The sequence below is a fragment of the Pseudomonas sp. GL_139_B genome (assembly GCF_057834475.1).
The window spans coordinates 3,065,310-3,078,085 of record NZ_CM174403.1 but is presented as its reverse complement, the minus strand read 5'-3'; the positions used below and the strand labels follow the sequence as shown (position 1 = coordinate 3,078,085).

Annotated in this window: 10 protein-coding genes; 5 read left to right on the top strand and 5 right to left on the bottom strand. The window is 58.3% G+C overall.

Features of this window, described 5'->3' with window-relative positions:
• Positions 1-11: 11 nt before the first annotated feature.
• Positions 12-1,367: an MFS transporter gene (locus AC3ISI_RS14025; protein WP_489337511.1), complete on the bottom strand. Its 1,356-nt coding sequence runs from the start codon at positions 1,365-1,367 to the stop codon at positions 12-14.
• Positions 1,368-1,532: 165 nt separating this feature from the next.
• Between AC3ISI_RS14025 and AC3ISI_RS14020 the strand changes: the two genes are divergently transcribed.
• On the top strand, positions 1,533-2,417 hold the full coding sequence (locus AC3ISI_RS14020) for a LysR family transcriptional regulator (protein WP_489337510.1): 885 nt from the start codon (positions 1,533-1,535) through the stop codon (positions 2,415-2,417).
• A gap of 101 nt (positions 2,418-2,518) precedes the next feature.
• Positions 2,519-3,910, top strand: a complete 1,392-nt coding sequence (locus tag AC3ISI_RS14015) for an MFS transporter (protein WP_489337508.1) — start codon at positions 2,519-2,521, stop codon at positions 3,908-3,910.
• Between the two features lie 43 nt (positions 3,911-3,953).
• Here the strand turns inward: AC3ISI_RS14015 and pcaG are convergent, their stop codons facing one another.
• The 3 genes from pcaG to pcaQ form a co-directional block, all read right to left on the bottom strand.
• Positions 3,954-4,556 carry a protocatechuate 3,4-dioxygenase subunit alpha gene (pcaG, locus tag AC3ISI_RS14010; protein WP_489337506.1) on the bottom strand — a complete coding sequence of 201 codons (603 nt, stop codon included), beginning with the start codon at positions 4,554-4,556 and terminating at the stop codon, positions 3,954-3,956.
• Positions 4,557-4,568: 12 nt separating this feature from the next.
• Positions 4,569-5,288 carry a protocatechuate 3,4-dioxygenase subunit beta gene (gene pcaH / locus AC3ISI_RS14005; RefSeq protein WP_489337505.1) on the bottom strand — a complete coding sequence of 240 codons (720 nt, stop codon included), beginning with the start codon at positions 5,286-5,288 and terminating at the stop codon, positions 4,569-4,571.
• Between the two features lie 125 nt (positions 5,289-5,413).
• Positions 5,414-6,343, bottom strand: coding sequence for a pca operon transcription factor PcaQ (gene pcaQ, locus AC3ISI_RS14000; RefSeq protein WP_489337504.1), 930 nt, complete (start codon positions 6,341-6,343; stop codon positions 5,414-5,416).
• A gap of 422 nt (positions 6,344-6,765) precedes the next feature.
• Between pcaQ and AC3ISI_RS13995 the strand changes: the two genes are divergently transcribed.
• The 3 genes from AC3ISI_RS13995 (at position 6,766) to AC3ISI_RS13985 (ending at position 12,052) form a co-directional block, all read left to right on the top strand.
• Positions 6,766-8,853, top strand: coding sequence for an autotransporter family protein (locus tag AC3ISI_RS13995; protein ID WP_489337503.1), 2,088 nt, complete (start codon positions 6,766-6,768; stop codon positions 8,851-8,853).
• Positions 8,854-9,212: 359 nt separating this feature from the next.
• Positions 9,213-10,610: a GGDEF domain-containing protein gene (locus AC3ISI_RS13990; protein WP_489337502.1), complete on the top strand. Its 1,398-nt coding sequence runs from the start codon at positions 9,213-9,215 to the stop codon at positions 10,608-10,610.
• 308 nt (positions 10,611-10,918) lie between these two features.
• Entirely contained in the window at positions 10,919-12,052 is a 1,134-nt protein-coding gene (locus AC3ISI_RS13985; RefSeq protein ID WP_489337501.1) for a pyridoxal-phosphate-dependent aminotransferase family protein, read from the top strand.
• Positions 12,053-12,148: 96 nt separating this feature from the next.
• Here the strand turns inward: AC3ISI_RS13985 and AC3ISI_RS13980 are convergent, their stop codons facing one another.
• Entirely contained in the window at positions 12,149-12,511 is a 363-nt protein-coding gene (locus tag AC3ISI_RS13980; RefSeq protein WP_489337500.1) for a DUF6124 family protein, read from the bottom strand.
• Positions 12,512-12,776 lie beyond the last annotated feature (265 nt).

Sequence of the window (12,776 nt, the reverse complement as noted above, 5' to 3'; positions counted from 1 at the left end):
GTCCTGCTGCGTTATTTGGAAAGAAGGGCTGGAGCGGCAGTATCGTCCGCGTCAGGTGCCGCGACGGCGTTCAGGTCAATGCCGCGGGTTTCTGGGCCGATGACGATCATCGCCAGCGAGATCAGGTTGATCACCGCGCACAGCGTCACCAGTGGCCACGGCGAGTTGTTCGACTGGCTCATCAGATAGACCGCAATCATTGGCATTGGGCCGCCGATCACCAGGTTGGCGCCGGTGTAGGCCAGTGCGGAACCCGAATAACGGACCTGAGTGGGGAACGCTTCGGCGAATGCCACTGGCTGGATGCCGCTCTGAAACTGAGTGAAGCCCAGGAACAGGCCCATGATGGCCATGATGGCGGGGACGTTCAGTGTGTTGAGGATCGGGAAGTACACGAACAGGATCAGCAAGGTCATGCACGAACCCAGGGCCAGCGCCTTTTTACGGCCCCAGCGATCCGCCAGGTAACCACCGGCCAGTGCACCGAAAATCGCGCAGACGTTAGCCACCATCAGCGACATGAAGCCCGTCGACTGGCTGAAGCCCAAGTGCTTGGTCAGGTAGCTGAGGGAAAAGATCACGATCAAATAGAACAGTGCAGCTGGCGAGCAGAAGAACAGCATCAAGCGCAGGATCGTTTTGTAATGGCTGCCCACGGCGGATTTGAGCGGACTTTTTTCCTGCTTGACCGGAGTCTTTTTCAAGGCAACGAAAGCTGGGGTTTCATCGACTTTCAGGCGGATGAAGATCCCGACTACCACCAGTATGAAACTGAGGAGGAATGGGATTCGCCATCCAAAACTTTCAAACTGCTCGCTGGACAACGTGGCGGCCAGTCCCATTAGCACCCCGTTGGCCAATATCTGGCTAAGCGGTGAGCACAGGCCCAGCATCCCCGAGTAGCGCCCACGGCGATCAGGTGAGGCGTGTTCCAATGCCATCAGTTGGGCACCAGTGGACTCACCGCCCAGTGCGAAGCCTTGAATGATCCGCAGCAGCACCAGAAGAATCGGTGCCCAGACGCCGATCTGACCATAAGTCGGCAACAGGCCCATCAGCACAGACGCCAGACCCATCAGGGTCACGGTGGCCAGCATCAGGTTGCGACGACCCAGTTTGTCGCCGAGGTAGCCACAGGTAATCGCACCCAATGGACGAGCAGCCAGGCCTACGCCGAAGGTTGCCAGCGAGGCGAGCAGACCGGCGGTTGGCTCCATCGCCGGGAAAAACAGCTTGGGTAGAATTGTCGCCGAAATCGCGCCATACAGCGTGAAGTCAAACCACTCCAGGGCAGTGCCAATGGTCGCGGCGGTCACCGCTTTGCGAGGCATGCGCGAATCATGAGTCTCGTGACTGGTTGTGCTCATTGAGTGCTCGTCGTTATTTTTATGGTTACGGGATACCCATACGATTCCGCTCGGGCCCAGGCGCTGGCAGGAAACGTCGAAGTGAGTAGACGTTAACGCATCTAGCTTGCAGAATAATTATCGAAATCCAGACAAATAGATAAGCCAGCCTTATGAGTGAGGGTTATGGAACTGCGTCATCTAAAAGCCTTTGTGGTCGCTGCCGATCTGCAACACTTCAGCCGGGCGGCGGAACAGTTGGGGATTGCGCAACCGGCACTGAGCCAATTGATGCGAACGCTTGAGTCCGAGTTGGGGCTGGCATTGTTCCGGCGAGAAAACCGGGGGGTGGCGTTGACCGCTGCCGGCATGGCATTCCTGCCGCATGCGCGCCAGTCCATCGAGTCCAGCGAACTGGCAACAGCCGCGGCCCAGCGTGCCCGACGCGGGGAGGTCGGTGAGATCAACATCGGCTATCACTCGGCCTTGTTCGAGGCCAATTTGCCGCAATTGCTGCGGTACTATTTCAGCACGTTTCCCGAGGTGAACGTATCGCTGGTGGATGCGGGTATTCGTGCGCAGTTCGACATGTTGCTCGACCACAAGCTTGATCTCGCCTTTGCCAGGGTGTTCAAGGACCACCTGCCAGACCGTTTGCGCACCCATCATTTCAGTGAATCCAATCTCGTTCTGCTGATGCCGGACAACCATGAGCTGGCAGAGAGTTTTACCGGAGAATTGGCGACACTTCGGCACGAGAAGTTCGTTTTTCTACACGACACCGCGGGTATCGGTTTGACCTCTCACACGCTTCAGGCATGCCGGCAAAACCAATTGCATCCCAAAAACATCATGTACGTCCCTTCGTTGATGAGTATCCCTGGCCTGGTTGCAGCGGGCATCGGCCTGAGTATCGTGCCTGAAACGATGACCCGGCTGACCATGCCAGGCATACGAATTGTGCCGTTGGCTCAACCGGAAATGGTCAGTGAACTGTCGCTGATTTCAAGGATAGATGAGCGCTCAAGCGCGGTGCTGCACTTCATCGAGGAGGCGCATGGGTGGGGATAACCGTGCCCATGCGGCATGTTTTAAACGCGATGCGTTTGATGTTGTACCCCACATTCGATAGTAAAGTGTCGAGCATTGTCGTAGCTAACCAGGGATGACCGATGCCTCAACACCGCTCAACATTGATCGCCCTGTTGGTAGCGGTCACCTTCTTTATGGAGAACCTCGACGCTACGGTGATTGCTACCGCGCTACCGGACATGGCCAGGACATTTGGTGTGCCGGCGGTGGATGTGAGCATTGGCATGAGCGTCTACATGCTCGCGGTGGCGGTGTTCATCCCCATCAGCGGCTGGTTGGCTGATCGCTTCGGCTCACGCCTTGTATTCAGTTCGGCGATTGTGCTGTTCAGCCTGTCTTCATTGATGTGTGGGTTGAGTGACAGCCTGCAAGCCTTTGTCGCCGCGCGCGTGCTGCAGGGCATCAGCGGAGCGATGATGGTTCCGGTGGGGCGCTTGGCAGTGCTTCGCACGACCGAGAAAAAAGACCTCGTGCGGGCAATTTCTTTTATCACCTGGCCCGGTCTGGTCGCGCCGATACTCGGGCCGCCCTTGGGTGGTTTCATCGTCACCCACGCGTCCTGGCCGTGGATTTTCTACCTTAATCTTCCGTTGGGGATGCTGGCCTTGATTGCTGCGCTGATCTTGATTCCCAGGCAAGTCCACGGCATTGCCCGGCCATTTGATTTCACGGGTTTTCTACTCGCCGGCGGCGCCAGCGCTGCGCTGCTGTTCGGCGTAGAGATGCTGGGGCAAAGTCATGCCAATCTGTTGCCGGCACTATTACTCGTTGGTGCAGGCGTGATACTCGCTGCTGTAGCCTGGCGACATCTGCGTCGGCATGCGCAACCGTTACTGGCGTTGGGTGTTTTGGGAATCCGTACCTTCAGTGTCTGCCTTTGGGGTGGGTCGATTTTTCGGATCGCCATCAGCACCTTGCCGTTTCTCTTGCCGCTGATGTTTCAACTGGCCTTCGGTCTTTCTGCATTGGATGCGGGGCTACTGGTATTGGCCGTCTTTGCCGGCAATCTGGCCATGAAGCCGTTCACCACGCAGGTGATGCAACGTTGGGGTTTTCGCCCGGTGCTGATGTTCAACGGCATCCTCGGCGTCCTGGCGATAGCGGCCTGTGCATTGCTGGATGAGCACATGAGTCGGGTACTTGTATTGTTGATTCTGTTTGTTGGTGGCTTGTCACGATCCATGCAGTTCACCGCGTTCAACACGCTGGGTTTTGCCGATGTCCCCAAGGAACAGATGAGCGATGCATCAACCTTGTTCAGTATGTTTTTCCAACTGAGCATGGCGATGGGGGTTGCCACGGGCGCGTTGCTGCTTCGTCTCTCCATGAACATCCATGGCAATGCCGGTCACGCAGAGACCGGAGACTTTCAGCTGACGTTCCTTTGTGTTGCTGTGATAGCGGCGATCGCATTGCTGGATAACCTGCGATTGCCACCGAAGGCGGGTGAGTCGGTATTGCAGCGCGCATAAGCACGGTGTTGAGCACTTGTGTCTCAACACCGTGCCTGCGTCGTTAGAAGTCGAAGAACACAGTTTCCGATTCGCCTTGAATATAAATATCGAACCGGTAAGCCAGCTTCCCGTCAACCGTGCAGCGCTTGGCGATCAGAGATTCGCGCCGATGGGGTTGTTCGATCAGGTTTAATACGGGGTCCTCGGCATTCGCTTGGGGTTCGTCGTCGAAATACAGGCGGGTCTGCAGGTGGATGTTGATGCCCCGAGCAAACAACGCCACGTTGATGTGCGCGGCCATAGCAACATTCGACGCATTTTTCACCACGCCGGGCTTCACGGTTTTAATCGTCCATTCCCCGACATCGGTCGTGGCGGTACGGCCAAAACAGTTGAACGGTTTTTCCAGATCGTAACCGGTGTCGTAGACACCCTCGTGATTCGCCTGCCAGAACTCCAGAAACGCGTCACGAATCAAGTGGCCATTGCCGTCATACACGTGGCCCATCACTACAATGTGCTCACCTGGTGCGTCAGGTTTCGCCATGGCGCTCCAGATTTCCTGCTCGCGCGGCGGGTTGCCGGCCGTCTCCAGCGCCAGGCCGATATGCACATAAGGGCCGGCTGTTTGCGATGGGGTTTCAGGTAGCAGTTGAACGGGCATACGCAGGCCTCCTCAGCGATTTTCGAAGTGGGTCTTGCGCTGACCGCGCAGGACGATATCAAAACGATAAGCCAGGCAATCCATAGGATTGGCCATGCTCATATCCAGTTTGGCGATCAGACTTTGCACCGCTTCCTGATTCGCGATCGACTTGACGATCGGGCACATGGGGATGAGCGGATCACCTTCGAAATACAACTGAGTAATCAAACGCGTGGCAATTGACGGGCCACTGATGGACACATGGATATGGGCCGGGCGCCAATCGTTGGGACCGTTGCGCCATGGGTAAGGGCCGGGTTTGACGGTGCGGAAGCTGTAGTTGCCATCGCGGTCAGTCAACGCACGGCCGACGCCGCCGAAATTCGGGTCAAGGGGGGCCAGGTAACTGTCTTTTTTGTGCCGGTAGCGGCCACCGGCATTGGCCTGCCACATCTCCACCAGGGTGTGGGGAACCGGCTTGCCGTACTGATCACACACTCGACCCGCGACGATGATGCGTTCACCGATAGGCAGACCGCCGTGATTGAAATTCAATAGCAGATCGTTATCGTGCTGACCCATCTTCAGATGGGAAAAATCCGGGCCGCTGGTTTCGGATAAAGACTGGGGGATGCTCACCAGTGCCTGGCGGGGGGACCGCAGGATCGACGTCTTGTAGTCGGGCGTCAGGGCTTTGGGATGCCAATTACGGTCGCGAATGACGAAACGGCTGTCGTGCGCATCAGACATGTCGTTTTTCCTGTTGTTATGGTTGGACGGAGGCAGGCACTGCGTTGGCAGCGATGTGTAGCCAGTTTCCTCCTGGACAACCCAACTCAAAATTGAAAAAAGCGACTTGATCCATGTCCAAACGGTTATGGATGTTTTCCCTCACGATACTCTTGCCCGACCTCGCGCAGCGCGTCCACGCACCACTGCGCCGCGGTTGTCACCGGCAACGCAGGATTGGTGCATAGGCCCACAGAACCGCCGGGTTCGCGCATCCCCAGATCCAGCTCAACCAAATTACCTTGCCTCAAGTCCTGTCTGACGGCGTCAAATGGCGCGACCCAGATAGCCTGGGTGCATTGTACGTAGCGCCGGCTCAGGGCGACCGACAGGGTTTCCAGGCGTTGGCTTGATGGGGTGATCCCGTACTGCACAAACAGGCTGTCGGCAAATTTGCGGATCGTCGTCCCCGCCAACGGCAATACCAGCGGGTAGTCTTCGAGGTTTTTATGCCCCAATGGATCGGCGAGTACCGGGTGACCGGTGCGTACCACCAGGGTCATTGATTCGCTGTAGAGGTGTTCGAACGCCAGCCCGAGAATCAATGGACTCTCGGTCATCCTGCCCACCACCAGATCCAGTTCACCGACACGCAGCTGTGACAGCAAATAGGCACTTGGCCCTGTCACAACACTGACCACCAAGGCGGGGTGTCGGTTGTGTAAGCGGCAGACAATTTCAGGCACCAACAGACTTTCGACGGTGGACAGCACACCGAGCTTCACGGTAATGGGCTCATGTACACCGGAGCGCAAACTGTTGACGCCTTCACGCAGCGATTGCACGCTCGGCCCTGCATATCGCAAAAAGGCCACGCCGGCCTCGGTCAGCGTCGAGCCCTTTTTACCCCGTGCAAACAGTGTGGCGTCCAGCAGGGATTCCAGTTCCTTCAGCGTTTTGGAAAGCGCCGGCTGGCTGATGGCCAACTTGTCGCAAGCGCGTGCCAGGCTGCCCTGGCGTGCCACTTCGAGAAAACACACCAAATGACGGAATTTGATTCGGGTATCGATGTTCAATCGGCTGCTCTGCCTTCGTGGTATGGAATCCATTAATGTTGCAAGCGAAGCGCGTTGTGTAGTGGTCCAGTGTTGCGCTGCTCATTTTCTGCTTTTAATGTCGTTTTTTACAGGGTGAGTAACTGCTTATGGCTGATTCTGCTGGAACAGTCGGATGTTCAGCTGGCCTGAGCTCAGGCACAGCCCCGCACCTGGAAAACAAAAGGCTCGCACAGAGCACGCTGACGGTGTCCGCAGCTGTTTGCGTCCTGCTGACTCTACTGGCAGGCTGCGCCGACCCAAGCCGAGTGCGCGCGCAGCCCACATGGCGGCGCTCAGCCCCGCACCGATGATCGCGCACCCGATTTGACCGTATACGCTTTAGAGGGCGTGTCGGTTGGGCTGCTGGCGACAATGGTGGTCACAGCGACAGCGTCTCTGGCGTGATCGCTGGCAGCGGCGGCCTGAATCTGGCCGGTGCTGGCACGACGGCGTTGTTTGGCAGCAACACCTACAGCGGCGGCACTGTCATCACCGGCGGCACCTTGTCGGTGGACAGCGATGCCAACCTGGGCAACACCAGTGGCGATCTGACGCTAAACCGCGGCACCTTGCTGAGCACGGCCGACTTCAGCAGCGCGCGCGACATCAGCCTCCTCGATGGCGGCACGCTCGACAATGGTGGTCACAGTGACAGTTTCTCCGGCGTGATCGGTGGCAACGGTCCACTGACACTGGCCGGCAGCGGCACCACGCTGATTTCTGGAGTACTGAATACCAGCCTGATCAACGCCAGTACCCTGCAGGTCAACAAGGCTGTCAATATTTCCGGTTATTACGAGCAGGGCGCCAACGCTAGCCTGACCCTTGGTGTGGCTGACAATGCCGTAACCACCGGCGATATCACTGACAGCGGCTATGGTCGCTTGGTGGTTGCCGGGGCTGCCAACATCGCAGCGGGCTCCACGATCGGGTTGCAGAAACTGAGCAGCTATGGCTTTGCCCAAGGCCAGCGTTACCTCGTGGTTCAAGCCAATACCATCGGCACTCACTACAACGCCGACAACCTCCACTACACCGTTGCGGGCTACAACGCCTCCGGTACCAGTGTGACCAGCGGTGGCAATACTGATTTGTTGGTTACTGTGGGCAGCTCTACGGCACCGGATGTCACACCACCTGTGGTTGTCACGCCACCGGATGTCACACCACCCGTGGTTGTCACGCCGCCGGATGTCTCCCCACCTGTGATTGTCACGCCACCGGGTGTCACACCATCTGTAGCGGTTGTTACGCCACCGGATGTCTCCCCGCCTGTGGTTGTCACGCCACCGAATGTCATACCACCTGTTATGGCCACACCCGAGGCGCCATCCGTCGGTCCGATCAATCAATCGACCACCGCTGGCGGTGCCACAACCCTGGCCGGGCTGTTCAACTACAACGGCTACGATGCCCAGCTGATGAACCTGTTCAACGCCGCCGCGGCGCTCCCTGATTCGGCAGCGGGCAACAAGGCCGGTGCACAGTTGAGCCCGGCGGCAACCGTATCGGCCGCCACCCAGGCGTCCACCGCTTCCACCGCGCAGGTACTCAATGTTGCGGCGGCGCACCTGGACGGGTTGCGCACCGCGCAAGACAACACGGGTGGTAGCAGTGGTATCGCCACGGGGGAGGGCGCCAGCAACTCCGGGCTCTGGGGCCAGGCGTTCGGCGGCACGTCTCGCCTGAGCGAGAGCAATAATATCGCCGGCTACCACAGTCACTACGGTGGCATGCTGATCGGTGCCGATGGCGCCGTGAACGACAGCTGGAAGGCCGGCGGCCTGATCAGCTACACCCAGACCACCGTGAACAGCGACGGCGACAACGAAGGAAGTTCTGCCGATGTGAAGTCCTATGGTCTGTTCGGCTATGCCAGTTACCAAGGCCATCCCTGGTACCTGGACCTGTCGTTGGGTGCGGTCCAGCAGCAATACGACACCCAGCGGGAAATCAACTTCCCCGGCTTCAACGGCGTGGCCAATGGCAACCACGACGGAATGCAGTACATCGCCGCTGCCCGGGCTGGTTACCCGATCGACCTCGGCAACCATACGGTCCTGACACCCATTGCCGGCTTGACCTACAGCACCCTGGATGAGGACAGCTTCACCGAAAGCGGTGGCAACGGCGCGGCACTGCACATCGATTCCACCAGCACCCACTCGCTGAAAAGTGATCTGGGAACCAAGCTGGAGCATTCCTTCGCCACCTCCTACGGCAACGTGGTGCCGTCGGCGCAGCTAAGCTGGCGTCATGAGTACCAGGACACTCGCCTGCAGTCGGTCTCCAACTTTGCCGCCGATACCTCGGGCGCCACCAGCTTCAGCAGTCCGGGCGCCAAGCCAGTGGACGACACCGGGGTGCTGGCGCTGGGCGTGACGTTGCTGCGCAGCAGTTCTCTGAGCCTTTCGGCGAAGTACACGCTGGAAGCCGCGACTGGCTACACCGCCAATACGGGTGATTTGCAAGTGCGTTGGGATTTCTGATCTTGGTCAAGCGTGTGAAGGCGTAGTATTTGGTGATACCGGCTACTCTTCGGGAAAGACAGTTGTTACCGCTGGATTGCGCATAAAAGCGTCTAGGTTGAGCGTCGCGGAAAAAATGGAGGTTTCATTTTGGCGCAGGACATCGTTGACCAGCTTCGTGGTTTGCTAGCGAAAGAAGAGGTGATAGAGCTCTACCTCTCTATCCGAGACGAATCCATGCGCCTCGAAGATGAGTGGCGCGCGGGTTCAGTTGGAACAGTCGAGCAAGCTGAACCGCTTGATGCTCTGTGGGGTGGTGGCGGTGACTGTAGCGCCGCCATTGTCGAACGGTGGCGTGGAGTTGCTTGCCTCAGGGGTGAGTGGGCGCAATCAAAGTGCTAACGGTCAAGCAGTGGGTGCAGCTGATCCTCGGCGGATTGGTGTATTACCTGTGCGCGCGCTTCGGCATGCTGCTGTTTTCCCTGCAGCCGAGCAATATCACCCCGCTCTGGTTGGCCTCGGGGATCGGTCTGGTACTCGTGCTGCGCGTTGGCGGGTTGGCGTTGCCTGTGATTTTTTTTGTCAGCCTGCTGGCCAATTACCCGGGGATGAAGCACGAGGGCGCGCTCTGGCAGTCCTGGCATGTATTGATTGCCGCCGCCGCCGACACCCTGAGCGCCTTTCTCGCGGCGCGCTTTTTGAACTGGCAATTGCCCGGTGGCTTGCAGCGCGCGAGTGACCTGGCGCGCTTCAGCTTTTATGTGTGTTTTTTGCCAACCGCGATCAGTAGCCTGCTGATTGTCATCAACCTGGCATTGGGCGGTTATATTCCATCGACCGAGGCGGCGGAGTTGCTGCGCGATCTGATTCTGGCCGACAGCCTCGGGATATTGCTGATCTACCCCTTGTACCAGGCTTGGCCAGCGCAGTTTCCGCATGGCCGTGAATGGGGCTGGGTGTTAGCAAACCTGCTGTTTTGCGGAGTGCTGCTGGCGTTGGACATCTGGGGCGTCAGCGGCTGGTTCTATTTAATTTTGCCGGGACTGTTTCTCCTGGTCTTCCGGGTACCGGCGGGTGGCGTCTACCTTGCATTGCTGCTGACGGTGGCAGCGATAGTGGCGCTAAGCGCCAAACAATTGGGGCCTTTCAGTGAGTACAACGCAGATGAAGCGCACTTCCGGTTGCTGGGGTTTGTCTTCTCCACCACCTATGTCAGCCTGTGTCTGGTCTTGAAATACCATCATTTTTTGGAAACCGATGCGTCTGGGCAGCACTGGCATCGCGAGGCTCTGCGCGATCCGTTGACCGGCTTGCTCAATCGCCGCGGTTTTACTCCGCTGCTGGCCAACGAGCATCAGCGGGCCATGCGAAGTCTGCGCCCGAGTGCGCTGGCACTGATTGATATAGACCATTTCAAGACGATCAACGATCGCTATGGGCATCCAGAAGGCGACCATGTGCTGCAAGTGTTGGCGAAGGTATTGAGTACGCAGTTGCGCGATATCGACAGCCCGGCGCGGGTTGGCGGCGAGGAGTTCGCCATCCTTTTCCCTGAATCGAGTGCCGCTCAGGGGGTGCTGGTGCTGGAACGCATCCGGCAGCACCTGGCGACGCACCCACTGCGGCTGGCCGGCGAGACGGTCACGGTGACATTCAGTGCTGGTGTCGTGGAGTTCGCCGGTGGGACCGAGGGCGTTGAGCAGCTGTTCGAGGCGGCTGATCGCAGCCTTTATACCGCCAAGGCCAGCGGCCGAAACCGCAGCGTGACGGCCACCTAGAGTAGAAACAAAAAAACCGGAGACGTTGTCCGCGGCGCTTCAAGCCTCGACCACTGCGGCCCTTCCTAACGAATGCCCAGGCACTCAAATGGATGGAAAACACGATGGAACACCCTGTGGGCAGCAATGGTGTACCAATCCATTCAGCAAGTACGCAACCCGATGCCTAACCATTGCTACGTCCAGTAATCGACCTGTGATGCCAGCCGCTCGACAGAAGTCGCAATTCAATCCCGAGCAATCTTGTCATTTGCCAAGGCTTAGGGCAGGGTCGATACCACTGAGATCTCTGCCAAAGGAGTCACCCCATGTCAAAGCTATATCCCAGTATCGATCCCGAGGGGCTGGTCGAGTACTCAGTGGTCTACACCGACCGCTCGCTCAACCACATGTCGCAGTCATTTCAAGGCGTGATGAAGAACATTTCCAGGACCCTGAAACAGGTCTACAACGCCCAGGCTGTTGCGGTGGTCCCGGGCAGCGGCACATTCGGCATGGAAGCGGTGGCGCGACAGTTTGCCACCGACCAGCAATGCCTGGTGATACGCAACGGCTGGTTCAGTTATCGCTGGAGCCAGATCCTTGAGATGGGCAACATCCCGGCGGCCACTACGGTGCTGAAAGCCCGACCGGTCGACACTGGTCGCCAGGCTGCCTACGCCCCACCCCCTCTGGACGAAGTGCTGGCAGCTATTCAGGCGCAGAAGCCGCAGATTGTCTTCGCCCCCCACGTTGAAACCTCATCAGGGATTATCCTGCCCGACGACTACCTTCGGGCCGTCGGCGACGCCGTGCATGCGGTGGGTGGCCTGTTCGTGCTGGACTGCATCGCCTCAGGCACGCTTTGGGTTGATATGCACAAATGCGCAGTCGACCTGCTGATCAGCGCACCGCAGAAAGGCTGGAGCGCCTCCCCTTGCTGCGCCCTGGTGATGCTCAGTTCTTTGGCCCTCGAGCGCATCGAGCAGACGCATAGCAGCAGCTTCGCCTGCGACCTGAAAAAGTGGCTTCAGATCATGCAGGCCTACGAGCAGGGCGGACATGCCTACCATGCGACCATGCCCAGCGATACCCTTGCGCGGTTTAACGAAGTGATGAAAGAGACGCAAGCCTACGGTTTCGACAAGGTCCGCGGCGAACAACAGGCTCTGGGCGATCGGGTGCGCGCAATGTTGACCGGCAAAGGCATCAAAAGCGTGGCCGCACCCGGCTTTCAGGCCCCTGGCGTAGTAGTGAGCTACACCGATGATGCCGACATCAAGAGCGGTAAGAAATTTACCGACCACGGCCTACAGATCGCCGCCGGAGTGCCGTTGCAATGCGACGAGCCGGCCGACTTCCAGACCTTCCGCATCGGTCTGTTCGGACTCGAAAAGCTGCACAATATCGAGCGCACGGTCAGCACCCTCGAGCAGGCACTGGACGAGGTGATGGGTAACTAAGCTCTCATCTCCCCCAGCAGCACAAACCGGGTTTGTGAATTCCAGGAAGGCATCCCTCTGTGGCGAGGAACAAATTTGCGCCATAGAGGGCCGTGCTTACTCCTTCAGCTCAACCTTATCCAACGCCTGATTCACCGCCAATTCCCCCAACATGACCACTTGTGTAATTCCCAGCAGGGTCTTGCGGTGTGAGTTGTCCAATAACGCCGCGAAATTGCTGAGCATGGTGGTGGCCGAGCCCAGTGATTCGCTGGCGTTGGCCAGCAGGGATTCGGTGTCGTACTTGGGATTGGCGAGGAACATGGGTTCGGGTTCGTGGGTACTGGCCATGATTTGGGCCGCCGGGTTGAGGTAGTGGTCGAGGGCGCGCTCGGCCGCTTCGTGGAATTTTTTGGAATCGAGGGATTCGTAGGGCGATGCCGGATCGGTTTTCGGTGGGTTGGGTGTTGGTTTGATCATGGATGGAACTCCTGGAGGAACAATTGAGGAGCCATCACCCTTCGCTACCAAACGAATGGTGGTGACCATACACAGGTTGGTAGACCGGTCCAGGAACCCGGCGCTCCCGAGGGAGCCCTGCGCATGGCCACCATAAAAAACAGAGATTAAAACGATCTCTGTAAAAGGTGGCGCTATGCGCCTGGACATACTGGGCTACCAAACCCGATCACTGTTTTTCAGTGACCCAGCCACGATAGAACCCGTGCCCTGGACGCACAAGCCG

Coding starts and splice junctions, on each gene's coding strand:
- AC3ISI_RS14025 (WP_489337511.1), bottom strand. CDS start 1,367: ATGAGCACAACCAGTCACGAGACTCATGATTCGCGCATGCCTCGCAAA.
- AC3ISI_RS14015 (WP_489337508.1), top strand. CDS start 2,519: ATGCCTCAACACCGCTCAACATTGATCGCCCTGTTGGTAGCGGTCACC.
- AC3ISI_RS14020 (WP_489337510.1), top strand. CDS start 1,533: ATGGAACTGCGTCATCTAAAAGCCTTTGTGGTCGCTGCCGATCTGCAA.
- AC3ISI_RS13985 (WP_489337501.1), top strand. CDS start 10,919: ATGTCAAAGCTATATCCCAGTATCGATCCCGAGGGGCTGGTCGAGTAC.
- pcaH (WP_489337505.1), bottom strand. CDS start 5,288: ATGTCTGATGCGCACGACAGCCGTTTCGTCATTCGCGACCGTAATTGG.
- AC3ISI_RS13980 (WP_489337500.1), bottom strand. CDS start 12,511: ATGATCAAACCAACACCCAACCCACCGAAAACCGATCCGGCATCGCCC.
- pcaG (WP_489337506.1), bottom strand. CDS start 4,556: ATGCCCGTTCAACTGCTACCTGAAACCCCATCGCAAACAGCCGGCCCT.